The sequence below is a fragment of the Parahoeflea alexandrii genome (assembly GCF_027214025.1).
Taxonomy (GTDB): Bacteria; Pseudomonadota; Alphaproteobacteria; order Rhizobiales; family Rhizobiaceae; genus Hoeflea; species Hoeflea alexandrii_A.
The window spans coordinates 225,031-245,720 of sequence record NZ_JAPWHB010000006.1 but is presented as its reverse complement, the minus strand read 5'-3'; the positions used below and the strand labels follow the sequence as shown (position 1 = coordinate 245,720).

17 protein-coding genes and 1 pseudogene are annotated in these 20,690 nt (G+C 61.8%); 1 reads left to right on the top strand and 17 read right to left on the bottom strand.

Going from position 1 to position 20,690, the window contains the following annotated elements; translation table 11 throughout:
• Positions 1–2: 2 nt before the first annotated feature.
• From O4H62_RS20350 to O4H62_RS20300, 11 genes are all read right to left on the bottom strand, one after another.
• Positions 3–1,952, bottom strand: a complete 1,950-nt coding sequence (locus O4H62_RS20350) for a sodium:solute symporter family transporter (RefSeq protein ID WP_269390625.1) — start codon at positions 1,950–1,952, stop codon at positions 3–5.
• The gene (locus O4H62_RS20345) at positions 1,949–2,374 is read right to left on the bottom strand and encodes a hypothetical protein (RefSeq protein WP_269390624.1); all 426 of its coding nucleotides are present in this window, start codon (positions 2,372–2,374) and stop codon (positions 1,949–1,951) included. The genes O4H62_RS20350 and O4H62_RS20345 overlap by 4 nt, the downstream gene beginning before the upstream one ends.
• Positions 2,375–2,432: 58 nt before the next feature.
• Complete coding sequence (locus tag O4H62_RS20340; RefSeq protein ID WP_269390623.1) at positions 2,433–4,139, bottom strand: flotillin family protein; 1,707 nt, start codon at positions 4,137–4,139, stop codon at positions 2,433–2,435.
• Between the two features lie 69 nt (positions 4,140–4,208).
• Positions 4,209–4,910, bottom strand: coding sequence for a bacteriorhodopsin (locus tag O4H62_RS20335; RefSeq protein WP_269390622.1), 702 nt, complete (start codon positions 4,908–4,910; stop codon positions 4,209–4,211).
• A 63-nt stretch (positions 4,911–4,973) separates the two neighbouring features.
• Positions 4,974–6,341 (bottom strand): ABC transporter permease, encoded by a 1,368-nt coding sequence (locus O4H62_RS20330; protein ID WP_269390916.1) that lies wholly within the window; start codon positions 6,339–6,341, stop codon positions 4,974–4,976.
• Positions 6,342–6,343: 2 nt separating this feature from the next.
• The gene (locus tag O4H62_RS20325) at positions 6,344–7,774 is read right to left on the bottom strand and encodes an ABC transporter permease (protein ID WP_269390621.1); all 1,431 of its coding nucleotides are present in this window, start codon (positions 7,772–7,774) and stop codon (positions 6,344–6,346) included.
• Positions 7,771–9,648, bottom strand: coding sequence for a sugar ABC transporter ATP-binding protein (locus O4H62_RS20320; RefSeq protein ID WP_269390620.1), 1,878 nt, complete (start codon positions 9,646–9,648; stop codon positions 7,771–7,773). Before O4H62_RS20320 ends, O4H62_RS20325 begins: the two co-directional genes overlap by 4 nt.
• Before the next feature lie 86 nt (positions 9,649–9,734).
• Positions 9,735–10,904, bottom strand: coding sequence for an ABC transporter substrate-binding protein (locus O4H62_RS20315; protein ID WP_269390618.1), 1,170 nt, complete (start codon positions 10,902–10,904; stop codon positions 9,735–9,737).
• 128 nt (positions 10,905–11,032) lie between these two features.
• On the bottom strand, positions 11,033–11,863 hold the full coding sequence (attM, locus tag O4H62_RS20310) for an AttM family quorum-quenching N-acyl homoserine lactonase (RefSeq protein WP_430538494.1): 831 nt from the start codon (positions 11,861–11,863) through the stop codon (positions 11,033–11,035).
• Positions 11,864–12,015: 152 nt separating this feature from the next.
• Positions 12,016–12,864 (bottom strand): alpha/beta fold hydrolase, encoded by an 849-nt coding sequence (locus tag O4H62_RS20305; RefSeq protein ID WP_269390615.1) that lies wholly within the window; start codon positions 12,862–12,864, stop codon positions 12,016–12,018.
• Between the two features lie 61 nt (positions 12,865–12,925).
• The gene (locus O4H62_RS20300) at positions 12,926–13,315 is read right to left on the bottom strand and encodes a hypothetical protein (protein WP_269390614.1); all 390 of its coding nucleotides are present in this window, start codon (positions 13,313–13,315) and stop codon (positions 12,926–12,928) included.
• Positions 13,316–13,472: 157 nt separating this feature from the next.
• On the opposite strand from O4H62_RS20300, the gene O4H62_RS20295 reads away from it, so the two are divergent.
• A complete protein-coding gene (locus O4H62_RS20295) occupies positions 13,473–14,294 on the top strand; it encodes an IclR family transcriptional regulator (RefSeq protein ID WP_269390613.1) in 822 nt (273 codons plus the stop codon).
• A gap of 459 nt (positions 14,295–14,753) precedes the next feature.
• Here the strand turns inward: O4H62_RS20295 and O4H62_RS20290 are convergent.
• The 6 genes and pseudogenes from O4H62_RS20290 to O4H62_RS20265 all read right to left on the bottom strand — a co-directional run.
• Positions 14,754–15,406: pseudogene (locus O4H62_RS20290) on the bottom strand (IS5 family transposase); the annotation flags it as partial.
• Positions 15,407–15,624: 218 nt separating this feature from the next.
• Positions 15,625–16,320, bottom strand: coding sequence for an ABC transporter ATP-binding protein (locus O4H62_RS20285; protein ID WP_269390914.1), 696 nt, complete (start codon positions 16,318–16,320; stop codon positions 15,625–15,627).
• Positions 16,320–17,072 carry an ABC transporter ATP-binding protein gene (locus tag O4H62_RS20280; protein WP_269390611.1) on the bottom strand — a complete coding sequence of 251 codons (753 nt, stop codon included), beginning with the start codon at positions 17,070–17,072 and terminating at the stop codon, positions 16,320–16,322. The genes O4H62_RS20285 and O4H62_RS20280 overlap by 1 nt, the downstream gene beginning before the upstream one ends.
• A complete protein-coding gene (locus O4H62_RS20275) occupies positions 17,069–18,364 on the bottom strand; it encodes a branched-chain amino acid ABC transporter permease (RefSeq protein ID WP_331284476.1) in 1,296 nt (431 codons plus the stop codon). Before O4H62_RS20275 ends, O4H62_RS20280 begins: the two co-directional genes overlap by 4 nt.
• A 5-nt stretch (positions 18,365–18,369) precedes the next feature.
• Positions 18,370–19,320, bottom strand: coding sequence for a branched-chain amino acid ABC transporter permease (locus O4H62_RS20270; RefSeq protein ID WP_269390608.1), 951 nt, complete (start codon positions 19,318–19,320; stop codon positions 18,370–18,372).
• A gap of 99 nt (positions 19,321–19,419) precedes the next feature.
• Positions 19,420–20,670, bottom strand: coding sequence for a branched-chain amino acid ABC transporter substrate-binding protein (locus O4H62_RS20265; protein WP_269390607.1), 1,251 nt, complete (start codon positions 20,668–20,670; stop codon positions 19,420–19,422).
• Positions 20,671–20,690 lie beyond the last annotated feature (20 nt).

Below are 20,690 nucleotides of genomic sequence, written 5' to 3'. Positions count from 1 at the left end.
CGTCAGCCCCCGAAACTGAATGCGATCAGCACCGCCAGCGCAAAGCCGACAGCGCCCGTGAGAATGAGAACGCGCAGCCGCTCCTGCTCCTCGGCGGACGTGTCCTTCTTCAGCCGCAACGGTGGCTCGTAAGGTGGAATGGTGACATGGAGGGGGCTCGCCATTTCCATCTTGTAGGAGAGAAACCAGATCAGTCCGAGACCTGAGACCCAGGCGGCGAGTGACCAGGCCCAGAGCGAGGGCATGCCGAGAAGCCAGATCGGCCCGCTTTCGCCCGTCGCTACAAAGGCGGAATTGCCAAAGATCAGTCCCGGGCCGACGGCAAGGAAGAACCAGGCGAGCGTCACCGACCAGGCGGTGGACCGTAATTTCTGCGCCTTGCCCGACGTCGAAAGCAGGCCGGAAAAGAGCCGGCGGATTTCGCGCGCTTCGGTGCCCAGCGCATTGCGGTTGGTGATCGCGGAGATGATCAGGACAGCCGCTACGTTGGCGGCCATGCCCCAGAGCGCCGAATGAATCGTCCAGGGCCAGCGGCCCCAGGGAAGTTCCAGACCGAAGAATGACAAGACCTGGTATCCGAGCGGCTCGGTAAGCAACACGCCGGCGAGGCCGAATCCGACGCCGGCAGCCGCCGCCGGACGGGTGATCCAGGACAGCCACGTCACCCCCAGAAGCGGAGTCCAGAGTTGAAAGGCCATCGGCAAGGCAAGCGCCGACAGCGCCGACAGCGCGACCGGAGCCAGGTTCTCCATCAACATGGCAACCGCCGCTAGAACCGCAATGATGATGCGGGTCAACGTCACAGCGCCATGCTTGCTCAGGCGCGAATTGAAATAGGGCCGGTAAATGTGCCTCACCAGGCCTTCGCCGGCGACAAAGAGCGCCAGACCCGCCAACAGTTGCACACCGGCGGCGATCCCGATGAAGATCCATGCGGCAAACCAGGGCGAACCGGTCTGCAGTGCCGATAGCAAACCGTCAAGCGCGAGGTCGCGGTCAACGAGGCCTGCGGCCCCGGTGAGTGCGATACAGAAGGCTATGACTGCGCCGAAGAAACCGGCTGTCACCCATGTCTGCCCCGCCGCGATGCCGTTGGGGCTGCGGGTAGAGAGGACAAGCTTGATGATGAGCGGGCTGGCCTGGAAGCCCATAAGCGCGAAGGCGAAGCTGAGATTGGCGAGCGCGGTATTGGCGTCCGCCAGCTCCCCGCCGCGGCCGAGACCGGATGTAAAGTGGATGACGCCATTGACGGTGAACAGCCCGGCTGACCCCTCAATCGCCGACAATTGGAGGAGGCCCGCATTGAGCGCCGCGAAACCACCGCTCCAGATCAGTGCGAAACCGGACAACGCCACGATGCCGGCAAAGGCGAGAACCGTCTGGACAACGCCGAAATATCCAATCGCGCGCATGCCGCCGATCCCGGCCCCCGCAAACAGGACGAAGCCAAGCACCACGCTGGCGGTGAATCTGGATACCGCCCCGCCGGTCATCAGCTCGGTCAGGTCGGAAATCGCCCGGATCTGCAATCCGCAGAACCCGATCGCAAACAGAAGCGCGACCGTTACCGAGGCCGTGACGAGGAACGGGCTGCCATAATAGACACGGAATATGTCGGCCTGCGAAGAAACCCGCATCCGTTCGGCCACGAACCAGAGCCGCTTGAAGAACAGTGTTCCGGGCAAGGCCAGAAGCACGCCGCCGACGATCAATGCAGGCATCTGGAAACCCTGGGCGACGATCTGCTGACTGCCACCGAGCACGAACCAACTGCTCATACTGGCGCCGCCGATGACCAGCGCAGTTATCCAGGGGGCGAGTGCATGGCCGGCGGAAAAGAAACCGTCGTCCGCCCCGGTCTCGCTGGCTGCCACACGCACCCAGTAGAGCATCACCGCGACATAGAAGAGCGCGAAGAGCGGGAGCCAGACCGAATACGCCATGCCTGTCATGCCCCGGGCTTTCCATCGTCTACATGCCGGACATGGAAACTCGAGAAAGCGCCCCTCATGCCGTAGCGGGTGGAAAGGTAGATCGGCAGTCCGAAGCCGAGCGCCGCCAGCAGCGTCAATCCCGACCAGTAATCAGCCGCCGACAAGCCACCCATAGCCCAACCGATGATGAAAGCGAGGGCCACAGCACCGAAAGCCGAGATGCCGAGCGCCGTCTCGCCGGGCTTGAAGCCGCAATCAAACACGGCATTGACCACGATGTGGGCGATGAAACCCAAAATGATCGTGAGTGTCGCCGCAAGCGAGATGACATAGGAATCCCGCGAGAAACCTTCCACTAGCAGGGCCAGTCCCCCAAAGCCGAGCACCGCCCAGATCGAGAAGACAAGCAGGTCGCGCTCGACCATCGCTGGCTTGGACATTCAACGCTCTCCGGTTCAAGACAACAGGGCATGCTGCGCCCCGTTGTCCGGTTGCTTGTTATTCCGCCGGTGATTTGCCGGCCGACTTACCTTTGCCCGCAGACGTGCCCTTGGCGGGTTTCGTGTCCGGAGCGTTCGGTTCGCTGTAGACGATCTTGGAGAGATCCTGGAGCGTGTGTGTGCGATGCACATTGTCCGCGCTCATGCCGATCTCGCCAAGAAGCTGGTCAACGAAAGGTGCCTGCGAACGGTACCTCAGCGCCGAAGAAACCACCTGGTCGGCCAGGTTTCCATCCCGTGGGCCTGCCCCGTCGCCATCGCCGCCCGGACCTGACGAGAAGCCACCGCCGGAGAATCCCGGCATGCCGTCGACATGCAGGATCTTGATGCCTTCGATCTTCTCCATCGGCTTGACGCTTTCGCGGATGATTGCCGGCAGGTTCTCGACCAGCGCCTTGTGCAGACCGCTGCGACGGCTGGCGTCGGAGCGGATGTTCTCGGCCTCGTTGAGCTTTTGCTTGCCCTCGGCCTCGACCTTGTAACGTTCAGCCAGAGCCGCAACCGCTATCCTGTCGGCATCGGCGCGATCCTGCGCCGCGTCCTTCTCGGCCTCTGCCAGGATCCGGGTGCGCGCCCCCTCGGCCTCTGCGACCTTCTGGGCTTCGAGCAACTCGATGGCCTTCTGGCGTGTGGCGATCTCGGTGTCGCGGATGGTCTGGACCTTCTCCTGCGCCTCGATCATCTTGGCGCGGGCGCCCTCGGCGACAGCCTGGGCTTCCGAACGCTCCTTCGATTTTCCGGCTACGGCGATCTCGCGGATCTGCTCTTCGATCTGCAGGGCTTCCTTGCGCTTGATGTCGATGCGCTCGATCTCCTGCTCCATCTCGATGCGCGCGCGCTCGACGGATTCACGCTCTTTCAGCTTGATGATCTCGATCTCGCGTTCGCGTGTGGCGTTCTCATTGGCGATCTCGGCCTTGCGCTGGGCACGCTGGATGGCGACTTCCGCCTCGTGCGACAACTTCGCATATTCGGTATCGCGCTGGATCTCGAGCGAGCGCTTTTCGGCTTCCAGGTTTTTCACCCGTACCGCAATCATCGTGTCCTTTTCGATGTCGTTGCGTTTTTTCTTGCGGCTCTCGATCTGTTCCGTGAGGATCGTCAGACCCTCCGCATCGAAGGTGTTGGATGGGTTGAACAGCGAAATGTCGGTCTGATCCAGCGATGTCAGCGACACCGATTCAAGCTCAAGGCCATCGAGCGCCAGACTGTCCGCCACCTCCTTGCGGACTTCCTTGACGAAATCCTGACGGTGTTCGTGGATTTGCTCCAGGGTCATCGTTGCAGCCGCACCGCCCATCGCGTCGACAAACCGGCCCTGGATGAGATCCTTGAGCTGCTCGGCATGCATGGTGCGGTTGCCGAGCGACCGGGCGGCTGTCGCCACCGCTTCATCATTGGGCTGAACCCGGACATAAAACTCGACGGTCAACTCGACACGCATCCGGTCCTTGGTAATCAGGGATTTTTCCCGGGCCCGGAGGATCTCCAGCCGCAGGGTATTCATGTTCACCTCGGTGATGTCATGCAGGATCGGCAACACAAAGGCGCCGCCGCCCATGACCACCTTCTCGCCACCAAAGCCTGTGCGCACGAAGGAGATGTCCTTCGTCGAACGGCGATAGAGCCAATGCAACAGATAGGCGCAGACGGCGATGACGATCGCCGCCAGAATGATGATGGCAATGAAATCTGCACCCTTCATTGGAATGTTCCCTTACTTTTGAATTCGTTGGTTCGGATTGTCGGCAAGGCCGCCGGGAGGCAACGCAGGTCAGTCATGCCGCTTTGCCTCGCTGTCGAGCATGGCGGTCGCGAGCACCGCGACGCCGAATGCCATCCGGTTGAGAAAATCTGCAATATTGTAGGCAACCGACAGGGCCCCGTCGTCGACATAGCCGCCGAATGAGGTGATGAAGTTGCCCAAAGGATAGATCGCCCAGCCGATGGTGACGATCAGCCGAAGCCAGAAATAGCCGTGCTGAACCGGTTCGTTGAGCGAGCCGCGCACCGCCTCGTCCATCTGGCCGAAGAACAGTTCACCGAGAATGTAGAGCCAGAAGACGAGCCCGATCAGGAAGGCGAGTGTCGCATGCATGAAGCCCGCCTCGCCAAGATACCGGACAAAGACCATCAGGATCGACACCACGACGAGCCGCCAGAACAGCCCCATGCCGAGCTTGCCGAACAGGCTGGCGAAGAAGAACAGCGCCAGCACCTGCAATGGCATAGAGATCGCCCAGCCGACATAATGATAGACCACCGGAACCGACTGTTTGACTGCCCAGGCCTCGCGCGCCTCATAGACCGCGCCGACACCGACAAGGGCAGCCAGCGCGCAGAGTGTCACCGGCAGTTTCCAGCCGTTTTTCACCCAACTTGTGCCAAGCAGAAGCAGCACGCTTGTCGCAACCAGTCCCAGCAGGGCTGTGGAATAGCTCGCCGCTGTCAGATCAGCTGTTTGGAACACCGCCATGCTACTCTCTCCCGCCGTCGATATTGAACCTGAAGAAACCCAAGCCGTTCATGTCTGACCTTTCTAGATTTGCGTCCTGATGTGCGGCGAGCGCGCATACAGCGCCACCATGGGCAGGATCAGCAGACCGAAAATGAATTGTTGCCATTCGAAATCGAGGCCGATGCCGATGAGAAAGGAGGACAGGACCTGCAGCACCAAGACGCCGATGACGGTAAACCCGTAGCCGCCCTGACCGCCCAGAAGCGATGTCCCGCCGACCACGACAGCCGCCAGCGTAAGAAAGAGGTACTGGTCACCAACTCCGATGAAACCTCCGCCAGACCAGCCGAGCAGCAGACTGCCGGTCAACGCCGCGAAAAACCCGGAGATCGCGTACATCATCACCCAATAGGTGAGCTCGGAGATCATAACCCGCTTGGCCGAGGTCCGGTTGACCCCGAGCGCGTAAAGATAACGTCCATAGACCGTCAACCGCATGCCAGCGATCAGCACGATGACGATCAGACCCCAGATGACGATCACCGGCGGAACCGGCAGGCCAAAGGTCGAGCCGTTCATGGCAGCCAGATTGGACAGCCAGTCCGGCACCGTTCCGAAGACATTGCCGCCATAGGCGGTGCCGATTGAAGTGACGATCTGCACCCCGCCGGAGATGGCAAACCCCGTCCCCAACGTGACGATCAGCGCCTGTCCCTGCAGCCGGTAACTCAGCAAACCGTTGATCACGCCAAGCAGGGCGCCGATGCCGAGCACGATGAGGGTGGCAAGCCAGGGCGGTACGCCAAGGCTGATGAGATAGAGAAGCCCGACATTGGCGGCGCCGATAATGAAGGGGATCGACAGGTCAAGCCCGCCGAGCAGCGCCACCAGCGTCTGTCCGACGGAAGCTATCCCGAGGAAGGCCGCAAACAGCAGCATGGACTTGATGTTGTTGGCCGAGGCAAAACCTTCAATGTTCATCGAGCCGATCGAGAACAAGCCGCACAGAACCATGATGCCGATGAAGGCCGACCGGTTTTCCTGAAAGTGTCGGCCAAGCGTCCGGGTGAGAACGATGATGGTCAGGATGATCAGCAACGAGACGATGTTCCAGACGTTGAAGAACCCCTCAATTGTCAGCGACAGAACCAGGAACAGCGCCAGGATCGCGATCAGCCCGTAGATTGCCGGACGGAACTGCTGCCAGGTCTTCCGGCCTTCGCCGATCTCGCCTTCCGCCCGCGCCGGCGTGTCCGACACGAACTGGCCAAGCACAAAGCGCCATCCCCAGACGAAGGCGGCAAGTGTGGCAATTGCCGAGAGGATGATCAGCTGGATCGAAAGCCCCTGGAGGAAGCCGAAGACAACACCGATGGCGGTAAGAATGACCCCGACGGCAAGTCCGATGATCGTGGCAGGCAATCCAAGTTTCGGCGGTTCGGCGAGCATGGTCACTGGCTCTCCTCCGTATCGCTTGGACTGCTGACTGCTGCGGGCGCGAGCGGACCCTGGGCGCGCATCAGATAGGCGCCGAGAAGCACCAGCGCCGCGATGACCACGACCACGGCCGGCGCAATCGTCTTGCGGTCGGACTGGCTGACAGCGACGCGGACGAAGACCGCAATCACGATCAGCAGCAGCGCCGAAAGCACCAGCGGGCCGGCCTCGGCGCTCAATTGCCGATCCGCAGCATCGGCAACACCCACTTCGAGTGGTGCGACATAGAGTGTTTCGGACGCGATCGGTTCGAGCGGCTGCATCACGACCACTTCCTCCGCCGGTACCGAACGCGCCCGCGGGTCGCGGTCATTGGTGGCGTGCAGGATCACGCCCATCGCAACCGCGCCAAGAACGACAAAGTAAAGAACCGGCGAGAAGTTGTGGATGTGGCGCTGGATGAAGGGGATGATCAGCGTCAGCAACAGCGAGATCACCAGGATCGAACCGTAGGCGAGATTGGTCACAAAACTCTGCACCGCGCCGAAGTTGAACGTCGCCAGCACGAAGGTGATCAGGTAGAGGTTGCTCGCTCCCAGGAAGGAGCCGAACACGCCGCCGCGTCCACCGGCAAGCGAGGCTCCACCGAGAACCAGCGCGGTAACCGCGATCAATGTGTAGGTCGTGCCCTGCGAAGGGTCCCCCGACGAGATCAGTGCAGTGAAGGTAATCGCCGCCAGTCCGGCGAAAGCACCCGAAATCAGATGCGCACCGGTGCGCACGATATAGATCGGCACGCCGCTGGTGTAGGCCGCGCGCTCGTCCGATCCCATCAGGCGGAGATGCGTGTAGAAGGCGGTCCGGGTGAACAGCAACCAGGCAATGGAAGCGATTACCAGAATGGCGAAGACCGGCGAGAAGATCGAGGTTCCAAGGCCCCAGTCGGCCATGAACTGCGGCGCCACGCCGCCCGGCCGCGGCAGGATGACAAGATTCATCCCCGACAAGGCCAGGTAGCCCGACAGCGAGACGATGATCGGCTGCACGCGGACATAGATCACGATCAGCGAGAACAGGAACTGGTAGAGAGCGCCGATGAGGATCGCATAGGCGAAAATGGCGATCGGATTGGTGAGGATGCCGGCGCCATGGAGCTGGATCAGCGTCACGTTGATGAACCCAATCAGCGGACCGATCGAGAGATCCACCGTGCCGCGGCCGGACATCACCGAAGCCATCAGCGCGTAGGTGGCGAGGATCAGCGGCGTCGCCACGATGATGGCGCTGCCGATGCCGGCGCTCGACATCAGGCTGGGCGAGCGCAGGACGGCGAGCCCGAGCAGCAGGAAGAACAGCGTGATCGGAACGAGAAGGAACGGGTTCGCACGACCGCCCTGTCCCGGGCGGGCGGTATCGAGACCGGCATTGGTGGCTGCATCGCTCATCGTCCGCCGCCCCCCTGCCCGATCTCCCGCGCCTCGCCCTTTTCACGGTCGAACTCCACAATGCGGATCGATTTCGGCATCGACGGCACCGCGGGCCGCGAGTCCTTCCGGTGAGCGGCAACAGGCCGTTCGGTCTCCGCGACGTCTGTCGCACGAGCGATAGCGGCCGCGCGGTTGCGCCGCTCCATTGCCTCGCGGATGTCTTTCGGCACCTCGACGGCAACCTTGACGCCATCGCTTTCGGTTCTGGCGCCGCGCGGCTCGCCTTGCGCGGAGGAAGTGCCGGTAACGGGCTTCAGCCCCCAGGCGCTTTCCAGCCCGCTGCCGTCGGTCTGGCCGAACATGGCTTCCAGCACCCGTTTCGGATCGAGCGAGCGGCCGTCGAAGGCATCGAAGGGCTTGCCGTCGCGGAAGACGATCACCCGGGTGGCAAAGCCGATGAATTCCTCGAGTTCAGAGGACATGTAGACCACCGACTTGCCCTCGCCGGCAAATGTCCGCAGATGCTTGTAGAGTTCGGTCTTGGCGCCGACGTCGATGCCGCGCGCGGGATCGTTGAGAACGATGACGTCGGGCCGCATCGCGAAACCGCGGCCAATCAGCACTTTCTGCTGGTTGCCGCCCGACAGCGAGGTGATGCGGTCCTCGCGCATGCCGAACTTGATGAGAAGATTGTCAGCCTCGCGCTTGAAAATGGTCCCGAGCGTCGGCCAGTCGATGATCGAGAGGATGCCGGCGCGCTTCTTTTCGCGATAGAGCGGCATGACCATGTTCTCGAAGATCGACATCGAGGCGAAGATGCCCTCGCGCTTCCGGTCGCCGGAGACATAGGAAATCTTGCCTTCCACCGCGTCGGCAAGATTGCGCACTGCGTGATATTCTCCGTGGCGGTCCGTCACCTGGATCAGCCCGGATCTGGCCGGTTCGACACCGGCAACGGCGCGGACGAAGGCATCCTGTCCCTGGCCATCGAGACCGGCGATGCCGACGATCTCGCCGCGCCGGATTTCGAAGTCGAACGGCTCGGTATCCGCCCACACCGTCACCTTCTCGCCGCGCAGGGCGATGCTGCCGTCACGCGGCTGCGGCGCCTCGTTGCTGTGTGACTTTCCGGCATTCTCGTCGCCGGTCATCAGCGCCAGGAGGTTCTTCTCGGTGATCTGTTCCTTCTCCAGCACGCCGACGTCGCGGCCGTCGCGCAACACCGTGGCGCGGTCGGAGATCCTGATCAGTTCGGCGATGCGGTGGGTAACAATCAGGATGGTCGTGCCCTGATCGCGCAGGCTGCGCATCTTGGCAAACAGCCGCTCGGTGGAATCGAAGTCGAGCGCGGCGGAGCTTTCGTCGAGGATGAGAATGCGCGGATCGCTGACCAGCGCACGGGCGATCGTGATCCACTGCTTGAGGCCGAGCGGCAGCGTGCCGGCGATGGCAAAGGGATCGACCGGTTCTCCGGCCAGTTCCCGCATCAGTTCCGCGGCACGGACGACCTTGTGCTCCTGCGACATGGATTTGGAAAACAGGGCGTCAGAGCCCATGAAAATGTTGTCGACCACGGTGCTCTCGTCGGCGACGAGGACTTCCTGATAGACCGTGGAAATGCCGATGGCCTTGCTTTCCGCGGGCGTCGAGGGGGTTTCGCCGAGGATGGAGACCGTTCCGCCGTCAACCGGCAGGATGCCTGATACCACCTTGGCCATGGTGCTCTTGCCGCACCCGTTTCCGCCGACAACCGCGTGGATCTCGCCGGCGCGCGCGGTGAAGTTCACGCCATCGAGCGCCCGGGTCGGCCCGAAGAACTTCTTCACATTGCGCACGATGATCGTCTCGCGACCCTGCGCTGTCTGTGAATTTTCTGCGGTTGCGGTCGACATTCTCGGCTCGGATCCTGGCAAGATATTGTGTTGAAGGGTGTCTCCGGGCCACCCGTGAGCGGCCCGGAGCAGTTTCCTTGGGGGGATTACCGCTTGTACTGGGTCGGGTCTGCCGGGTTGACGAAGAACTGGTTGAGGTACTCCGTCGAGCCCCACTTCTCCTGGCCGACATTGTACCAGTTCTGGGCGTTCTCATCGCAATCCTCGGGGACGATGTCCTTCAGATCGTCATAGGTGATGACCACCGGATCGACGAGAACCGACTGCACCTTGGGACCCTGGCCCTGAAGCGTACGCATCATGATGCGCCAGATCAGGTTGATGTCGTCGGCGGGCGGCCAGGTCTGGACGGCGGCCGAGATCAGGTCCGGGTTCTTGCGCCAGGTGCAGAGCGCACCCAGCTCGCCGCCAACGGCAACCTTGACGCCTTCACGGCCGGACTGCTTGAGCGCACGCAGCACGCCCATTTCGGCCGCCGACTGGACGACGATGCCGTCGAGCTTGCCAGGGTGAGTGGCAAGCCACTTCTGCACTTCGCCCTGAGCCACCTGGTCGGTCCACATACCAGCGATCGAGCCGACAATCTTGATGCCGGGTGCTGTGGCCAGACCGGCCTTCACGCCACGATCCTGGCTGTCCGAACCGGACGTGCCGGGAATGCCCTCGACAACGAGAACATTGCCTTCGCCGCCAAGTTCCTCGGCCATGCGCTTGCCGATTTCGAAGCCGGCCACCTGATAGTTGACCGAGGAGTTCACCGCGGTCGGCGCCGTGAGGTAACCGGTCATCGAGAAGACCGGGACACCCTTGTCATAGGCGTACTGGACCGTCTGGTTCAGCGCCGTCGGGTTCGAGCAGCACACGAAGATCGCGTCAACGCCCTGATCGACAAGCTGGCGCATCTGCTGGATCTGCGTCGAATCGTTGAGGTTCGACTGCGTGACGATGACCTCGCTGATCAGGCCGAGTTCCTTCCACTTGGGAATGATCTCGTTCTGCAGCGGATCCATGGCGTTGGCGCGCCAGGTGTTGCCGGCATAGGACGACGCATAGCCGATCTTCCACGGCGGCGGGTTCTTCGCCTTGAAGTCGCGCAAGGGGCTCGGCCCGACCGGCTGTGACGGATCGAGCATTTCGGGATTGTAGAGACGCTTGGCGACGTCCGGATTGATCTCGTCCACGCCTTCGGCCTGGGCGGCGATCGCGCCGAAGGCAATCATGCCCGCGGCCAGTGCCATTGATTTAAGATACTTCATTTCCTGTCTCCTCTCGATGGAAATTCAACCTTCAAGCGGCTTGTCGCCGCGGGGCGTCGCAATGTTGCCGGCGCCCGTTCCTCCCACATTCGCCTTTCCTCCCCTTCTCGCGGTCCCCCGGGGACCGGTCAGTCGTAGAAATCGCCGGGAGCCTTGCGGAAGGTCTCCCAGTTGACCGGATCGTGACCGGTCACGACCATGGCGTTGGTGTCGCTGGCAATGCGTCGCAGCTTGGCGACCGAATTGGCGGCATCAGCCGACGAATGGACGAGTCCCGGCAGAGCCTTGTTCTCCCAGTGATCGATTGTATATGCGGCATCGATGGTCAGGAGCACCGGGCCCGTGCGCGGCAGCGTGACAAGGAAGGACTGGTGCCCCGGCGCATGGCCCGGCGTGAAGATCATCCGGATGACGCCGTCGCCGAAGAGATCGTAATTGTCGGTGTACTCGCCACCGAGGAACTTCCAGTCGAGCCCCGGCCGGTCGAAGTCGGCGCGGATATAGGCGCCGGCGGAGAACCAGTGCGGCTTGAAGGCATATTCGTATTCGGCGCGCTGACAGATGATCTGCGCCTTCGGGAAATGGCCGATGGCGCCGGTATGATCGAGATGCAGATGCGACTGCAGAACATAGCGCACGGAATGCGGGTCGACCCCCACCGACTTGAGCTGGTCGACACAGTTCTCAGAAACCTGCATCACCGGATCATAGGCATCGACGACCGCTCCCCAATGACCGCGCTTGTCGATGGCGGCTTCCACGGCGTTGCCGCCGTCGATCACCACGTTCCCGGCGGGATGTTTGATCAGGAACCACGGCACCGGGATCTCGAAGTCGCTCTCGCCCTGGTTCATCTTGATGTATTTGAGCTTGGTTCTCAGCGTTCCGGTCTGGAACATGTGAAGCTCGATACCGGAGGAGTTGCCGCGCTTGCGGCGCACCGGCTCCTCGCGGGCCATCGAGAACCGGGGGCGCTGCGCCAGGCTGCTGGTACCCGAATCGGAGCGGACCGATTTCGAGTCCGATTCAACGCGTTGTCCCTTGTCGTCGAATTCGATGATCTTCATTCAAATATCCCCGGTTCCCATTTCCCGCATCCCGTCGGCAAGCGTCATGTCCGTTCGTCGATGAGACGGAGGGCTTCCTTCAGATAGACGGCGAAGAGCGGATAGTTTTCGGACATCGGGAAGTGGCCGATGTCCTCCATTTCGATGTAGATGCCGCCCGGTATCTGCCGGGCGGTTGCCTCGGTCGCTTCCGGCGGCGTCAGGTAGTCGTAGGTACCGGTCATCATGATGACAGGGCAGCGGCTGGTATCGATGTTGCCGAGCTTGCCGCGCAGATCGTGGTCGACAGAATAGAAATAGAGGTCGCCTTTGAACACTTCCGAACCTTGCGTGTAGTAGTGCCAGGTCAGCCAGCGATCCTTGTCCGGGCTCTGCGGCGCCATCAAATCCCAGACGCCTGAGGCGCAGACCTGGGCCGCATTGGCATGGGGATGACGCCACCAGTCGAGAAAGAAACCGGGTGCATGCTCGGCGGCTTCCACCGGAATCACGGCGCGGTAGCGGTCCGGATAGTGCAGCGCCAGCTGCAGCGCGACATTGCCGCCGAAGGAGGATCCCATGAAGATCGGATCGTCGAGCTCGAGCGCTTCGCAGAAAGCATTGATGAAGTTCATGTAATGCTCGGCGGTCAGCCGGTACTCTTCCTTCCACCATTCCTTGTTGAGCGGCGGGTCGGACTTGCCGTGGCGGGCAAGGTCATAGGCGATCACGTCGTAATTGGCAGTGATTTCCGGATCCTCGAGCAAATCGCGCCACTGATGGTTATGGCAGCCTGCGGTGTGCTGGCAGACCAGCGGAATGCCCTCGCCGTTGCGCAGATAGAAGACCTTGTACTCGTAGCCATCGACTTCGATGGTGACATAACGCCCGATTACCGGCGAATGCTTGGCCATGGGGAACTCCGTGACATTTGCGGGGGCGCCTCATCGACGCCGAACATTCAAACGCGCCGGATCAGACCGGCACGCCGACCTTGCGAAGCAGTTCAAACTGGACGGTGAAATTTCGGAGATTCTGCATCAGCACGAGGTGGTTGCCCTCGAGCTTGAGGTCGCGGCGGAAGCTCGCCGACCAGATTCCGTGATACATCGGCTCCGGAACGGGGCGCGCGAATTCGCGCCACGTCTCGGGGCTCGCCCGCAATGCGAAGTCGTAGGAGTCCATCGGGCCCGGATCGATGTTGATCTCGTGGACCTTGCCGTCGACCATGCGGACGATGACCTTCGCCAGCCCCATGTCCCACAGATAGGTGCACGTGAAATAGCGGGCCATGGCGCCAATCGTCGGGTCACGATCAGAGGCTTCGCTGAACCTGACGGCCCAGTCCCTCACACTCATAACCATGCGTCTCCTCCCAAGCCACATGTTATTCGGAGAACTGCGTTTCGCTTGAGTCTCAGCCTTGAAACCAATTCAGTTTTCTGGCAGGTGTTCTATATGCTGAACGCAATTCAGTATGTGAAACCGTATCTATGTGAGCTCCAGACTGTCAAGGTGATTTTTGAAAAAGCTGGCCGATCCCGATACTCAAGCGAAGCCGTCCGGTTCGAAACTTGTACCTGCGGTTGAAAGAGCGACACGCATCCTCGATTACGTCGCACGAACAAAAACCTATCCGGGCCTGTCCGATCTGGCCCGGGAACTCGGAATTGCGAAGAGTTCGGTCCATACTTTGTGCCGCACACTCGTCGAACTCGACCTCTTGATCCGCAGACCGGACCAGACCTACCAACTCGGCCCGCACCTGATGCGTTGGTCAAATGCATTCGCGCAACAATCGGACGTTGCAACAGAATTCGCATCGCTTTGGGACAAGGAAACCGGCATGCCGGGGGCCACGATCACCCTCACGGTCCTGGATGGCGGTGAAGTCGTCTACATCGCTGCCCGAAATTCGGAAGTCAGCCACTCTCTCATCGACTTCCGCGCCGGCATGCGTCTGCCCGCCGCCTTCACCGCAACGGGCAAATCGTTCCTCAGTTACTTGAGCGACTTCGAGGTCAAGCGGCTCTATTCAAAAGGGCTGCCGCAGCCGAGGACGCCCCATTCCGTGGGAACTGTCGATGACCTCCTAAAGCAGCTGCACGACACCCGTCAGCGCGGCTACTCTATCGACAACCAGGAGGTCGCGGAGGGGATCATCTGCTTCGGCGCTTCTGTGCTGGATTCACGCAATATGCCTATCGCCGGCGTCGCCGTCAGCCTGCTGGCGGAGGAGGTGACCCAGAGCGAACGCGAGGAGATCATCGCCAATATCCGGCGGATTGCCACCCGTCTGTCTGCCCGCATGGGCGCAGACCTGGATCGCGCCCGCATGCCATAAGGATTAACTTCCAAGCTTTCAGAGCTTAGCCCCAAGTTCTATCCGGCTGGGAATTCGTTACCGGCGTGGGTTTTTCCTGACAGGCGGGCGGTGACGCGGAGCAACCCATATTGCTTGGTGCCGATATCCGTCGTCGTGCGAAGACTGATACAAACTCTGTCGGCGTTAGCGACCGGATGATGAGTGCGGCCACTCGCCATTGTACACATCGATTGGCCTTGGGTGCTTCCTCAGCCTGGCATGTCAGTGCAGTTGAGTGTTGTATTGGCTGCTTGCGCCGTGCGGCGGACTACTGACGAACGTCCGCTTCAGTTGAACGGCAAGCTGGAACCTGCCGGACAACAATCGGCCCCAAACCGACAAGGCGGCAATGCGTCCCCAAGTCCGTCGTTCGCGATCAACAGCATTCTTCCCGACAGCAGCCGTTTGTTCAGACTGAGCAAAAGCCCACAAAGGGTGGAGTTTGTTGAAGAACCGCTCAGTCAGATTGCGCCGCTTGCAGAGCCATGGCGAGAAACGGATCGGGCTTGCGCGGTTGGATTTCGGCGGGATGTTTGCCCAGCCGCCTTGTCTGGAAACCAGATCGCTCAGCCAGCCGGCATCATCGGCCTTGTCGGCGAGCACCATCCAACCCTTGCTGATACCCTCAAGCAATCCGGGTCGCGGCCTGGATATTATGGGTCTGGCCTGGTGTGATGGTGAGCTTTACCGGCAGGCCGTCGCCGTCGGTCAGAGCATGAATTCTTGTAGCAAGACCACCCAAGCTTCGTCCAAGACATCGATCCCCGGGTGGTTTTTAAAGTCGCTGCAGCATGATGGACACGCACGGAGGTGCCATCGCTCATCCGCACGCCGTCATCGTAAGCCTCTGTAACCGCATCCATGATCCGGTCCCAGACGCCAGCCTTGGTCCAGCGCCGGATGCGGCTGCAGCAGGTTGTGTGCGACTCATAGCGCTCCGTCAGGTTGCGTCATGGCGCCCCGGAACGCAACACCCAGAAGATGCCGTTCAGCACGCGCCGGTCATCTACACGCGGCACACCGCGAGGTTTGTTGGGGAGAAGCGGTGCGATCACACGCCATTCGAATTCGGTCAGACCATAACGGCTCATCAATACCTCCGGCCCGGAGGTTGAATCATGCCGCTGAAACCTGTGAGCCCTGCTTATGGGTTCACGGCCTGGAGCGTTTCCGGTGAAAACGGAGCCCCCGAAAGGGCTATATCTTATTGTTTTCACGCAATTCCGGACGCGAAACCGGTTCCCACTTTCGCTGGAATTGCTCTAGATTGCCGCCATCTTCAACTGGTGGGCTTGATTGAACCTCGCCCCTAAACCTCCAGCCACTCCTGCCTGATCTTCTCATTGGCCAGCAATTCATCCGGCGTTCCCTCGAAGACCATCTGCCCATGTCCCATGACATAGACCCGGTGCGACACCCGCATCGCGATCATCAGCCTTTGCTCGACGAGCAGGATCGAGATGCCGCGCCTGGCGATTTCCTGCAGCAGCTCGCCGATCCGCGCGACCATCTGCGGCGCCAGGCCTTCGGTGGGTTCGTCGATCATGATCAGGTCGGGATCGCCCATCAGGGTCCGGCAGATGGTCAGCATCTGCTGCTCGCCGCCCGATAGCGCCCCGCCGGGCGCATCTGCCCGCTCGCGCAATTGCGGAAACAGCCGCCAGGTCTCCTCGATGCTCCAGCGCCCGGTCTTCTGACCCGGCTTCAGGCCCAGGAGCAGGTTCTGCTCAACCGTCAGCGACGGAAAGATCGTCCGTTCCTCGGGCACGTAGCCGATCCCCGTCCGGGCGATGGCGTGCGGCTTCAGCCCGGCGATCGGCCGGTCCCTGAAGACGACCTCGCCCTGAGGTGCCGGATCGCCCATGATCGCCTTGAGCGTGGTCGAGCGTCCGACGCCATTGCGTCCGAGAATGGAGACGATTTCGTTGTCGCCGACCGTCAGGTTGACGCCATGCAGGATGTGGCTCTTGCCGTAATAGGCGTGAAGATCGCGTACCGTCAGCATCATTCCGCCTCCTCGCCAAGATAAGCCTGTTGCACCGCGGCGCTGGCCTTGACCCGCTCCGGCGTATCGGAGGCGATGACCTCGCCATAGACCAGCACCGTGATGCGGTCGGCGAGGTCGAAGACGACGCCCATGTCATGCTCGATCATCACCAGCGTCCGGCCCTCGGTCACCCGCCGGATCAGATCCACCATGTGATCGGTTTCGGCGCGGCTCATCCCCGCCGTCGGCTCATCGAGAAGCAGGATGTCGGCATTGCCGGCGATCGTCAGCCCGATCTCCAGAGCCCGCTGCTCGGCATAGCTCAGCATGCCGGCCGGCATTTGCCAGCGGTCGAGCAGGTTGATCTCCCTGAGGATCTGCTCGGTGCGGTCGCGGACATCGGCAAGGCGCTCGATGCCGAGCCAGAAGGCGTAACGGTATCCAAGCGCCCACAGCGTCGCGCACCGCACGTTCTCCCAGACGCTCAGTTTCGGGAAGACGTTGGTGATCTGGAAGCTGCGCGACAGGCCGCGGCGGTTGATCAGCTGTGGCGCCATGCCGGCGATCTCCTCGCCGCGCATCCGGATACTGCCGGCGTTGGGGCGGTAGCGGCCGCTGATCAGATGGAACAGCGTCGATTTCCCGGCGCCGTTCGGCCCGATGATGGCATGCCGCTCCCCGGCGGGAACCGCCAGGTCGACGCCCTTGATGATCTCCAGGGGGCCAAAACTCTTGCGAAGCCCAGTCAGTTCGAACGCGGGCGTAGTCATTGTGCACTCCTTGGCGAGCGGATCGCCTCCAGCGCGGAGCCATAGGCGTCAAGCGCCCTGCGCCCCGCGATCCTGAAACCCCAGAAACCGGCAATCATCAGCACCCCGGCGACGAGCCACGGAACCGGCGACGTCGCGTTGAATGCAATGCCGGCCAGCGACATTTGCGGGCCTTCCGGCGCGTTGACCGTCAGCTGAAAGCACATCTCGATCACCAGGCTGAGGCCGGCCAGCGCGACCAGACCCGGCGCCAGCGCCAGCACATACCAGGGCAGCACGCGGTGGAACTGCCCTGCCCGCACCAGCGGCGCCTGCATTGCCAGCAGGCCGGCGATGCCGGTCGGCGCAAACATCACCATGCCGATGAACAGCAGGCCGAAATAAAGCTGCCAGGCCCCGGTGATGTCGCTGAGCATCACCTGCAGATAGGTGACCAGAATCGCGCCGATGATCGGGCCGGCGAAATTGCCTACCCCGCCGATGAAGGTCATCAGCACGACTGTGCCCGATTGCGCGGCACCCATGGCCGACGACGTCACGATCTCGAAATTGAGCGCAACCAGTCCGCCGGCTATTCCCGCGAACAGCCCGGCCATGGCAAACGCAATGAAGCGGACGGTCGTGGTATCGTAGCCGATGAAGCTCGCACGGTCGGGGTTGTCGCGCACCGCGTTGCAGATGCGCCCGAATGGCGTGCGGGTGATCGCGTACATCGCCGCCGCCGAGATAAAGCCCCATCCGGCGATCAGGTAATAGACCTGTTCCTGCGGGCCGAACGTCACGCCGAACAGGTGCAGCGCCCGGGTGCGGTCGAGAGAGATGCCCTCCTCGCCGCCGAAGACGTGGTGCAGCAACAGCGCGCTCGACGAGACCAGTTCGCCGATGCCCAGCGTGATCATCGCGAAGGCGGTGCCCGAGCGCCGCGTCGCCACCGCGCCGAAGATAAGCCCGAAGACCAGGCCTGTCGCGCCACCCGCGAGCGGGAAGACTTCGAGCGGCAGCGGCGCATGCGCGGCCCGTGCAGCATTCATGGCATGCGCCGTCAGGTAACCGCCGAGACCGAAGAACACCGCGTGCCCGAACGACAACAGTCCGGTCTGGCCGAGCAGCATGTTGTAGGACAGCGCAAAGATGATCATGATCCCCATCAGGCACATGGTGGAGATCAGGAGCCCCGAACTGAACACCTGCGGCAGCAGCGCAAGCACGATGGCGGCGAGGATCCAGACGCCGTAGGTCGCAACGAAGCCGCCGCCACCCGAAGGCGGCCCGGCAGGGCGTGTATGTGTCATGTCGCTCATGTTTCCCGGGTCCCCATCAGTCCACGCGGCCTGAAGATCAGGATCAGCACCAGCAGCAGGTAAGGCATGACGGCGGACAGCTGCGCCACCGTGACGTTCCAGATGTCGCCCAGGTAGGCCGCAAGCGGGCCGGTGCCGGTCAGCTCGCCGAAGGCATCGGCCAGCGAGGCATTGGAGGCGACGGCGAAGGTCTGCAAAAGCCCGATCAGCAACGAGGCGATAAAGGCGCCGCCAAGCGACCCGAGCCCGCCTACCACGACGACCACGAACAGGATCGGCCCGAGCGAGTGCGCCATGTTGGACTGCGTGACCAGCGCGGGTCCGGCGATCACGCCTGCGACCGCCGCCAGCCCGGCGCCGACGCCGAAGACCAGCATGAAGACGCGGTCGACATTGTGCCCGAGCATGCCCACCATCTCGGGATGGCTCAGCGAGGCCTGGACGACGAGGCCGATGCGAGTGCGCTTGATGACGAGCAGCAACGCCAGGAAGATCGCGATCGCCGTCAGCAATTCAAAAATCTTGTAGGCGGGATATTCCGTCGAGAAGATCGTGAAGGCGGGAAAGTCCAGGATCGGCGGCACCCGGTAGTCGACCGCCAGCTTGCCCCAGATCATCTGCACCAGCTCCTGGATGATGAAGGTCAGCCCGAAGGTGAACAGCAGTTCGGCAACGTGGCCGTGCTTGTGCACGGTGCGCAGCCCGTAGCGCTCGACCAGCATGCCGATCATCCCGACCAGAACCGGCGCCACCACCAGACCCGGCCAGAACCCGACATGGCGGCTGATCTCGAAGCCGAAAAAGGCGCCAAGCATGTAGAAGCTGGCATGGGCGAAATTGAGAACGCCCATCATCGAGAAGATGACCGTCAGGCCGCTGGCCATGAGAAACAGCAGCATCCCGAACAGGACGCCGTTGAGACTAGAAATGAGAACGATCTCGAGCATGAAGGTCTCCCCCTTCCCGCATGATTGAGTTTATGCGGGTCAAACACCGATAGCGAGGGACGGCGCCGGATGACCCCGGCGCCGTCTTGTAGCCGTCTGTCAGTTCGGCCGTTCCATGTCGCAGGTCGTCGGAACGATGGTTTCGTCGACGGGAACCGTCGCCGCCACCTTCCAGCCCCAGCCCGTGCCTTCCTCGTCGAAGGGCTGGTTGGCGCCGAGCGCGCCGAGACCGGAAATATACATCGTCTGGAAGTACTGGTGGTCGTCCTTGCGCATGAAGCCTTCCTTGCCGTCGATGAAGTCGGCGTAGCGCATGCCTTCAAGCTTGGGCACGAACTTGACCGGATCCTCGGAGTTGGCTTCCTCGACCGCCTTGAAGACCATGCCCATCGCGTTGAACAGGCGCGGATAGTAGATCGGCGCATCCTTGTGCTTGGAGATGTAGTCCTTCACCTTCTCCTGCATCGGCTGGTAGTCGATGTTGTTCACACCTTCGGTGATCTGGAAAACCTTGTCTTCCAGTCCCGCCTGCTTGATCGCGGTCGGCGTGCCGGCGAGGCCCGCGTAGAAGGTATACCAGTTGACGCCAAGCCCGGCGTCGCCGGCGGCCTTGATCAGCAATTGGAGATCATTGCCCCAGTTGGCGGTCATCACCGAGTCCGCCCCGGACGCCTGGATCTTGGCGATGTAGGGCGAGAAATCAGTCACTTTCTGCAGCGGTACGAACTCGTTGCCCACAACCTCGATGCCCGACCCTTCCGCGCCGAGCTTCTTGGCGGCCGCATCTGCCACCGAATGGCCGAACGAGTAGTCCTGGCTGATCAGGTAGACCTTCTTGATGGCGTCGTTGGCCTTCATGAAGTTGGTCATCGCCTCGACCTTGATGTTGACATTGGCGTCGAAGGCGAAGTGCCAGTAGCTGCAATTGTCGTTGGTCAGCGACGGGTCGATGGCGGCGTGGTTGATATGCACCACCTCCTTGCCGGGATTGCGCGAGTTGAACTTGGTCACGAAACTCTCGACAGCCGCTGCCACGGAGGAGCCGTTGCCCTGCACGATGACGCGCACGCCCTGGTCGATGGCCTTCTGTACCTGCAGCAGGCTGACCTGAGGATCGAGCTTGTTGTCGTAGGGAATGATCTCGACTTGCTTGCCGAGCACCCCGCCTTTGCCGTTGATCTCGTCGGCGATGTATTTGAGCTGATTGAGACCGATCTGGCCGGCGGCCGCGCCACCGCCCGAGAGCGGATCGACATAACCGATCTTGAAAGTGTCCTCGGCCACCGCGTGCATCGCGGTTGCTCCCAGTAGCGACAACGCGATGGCTGTCGAAAACAGATGCTTCTTCATGATCTTCCTCCCGATCACGA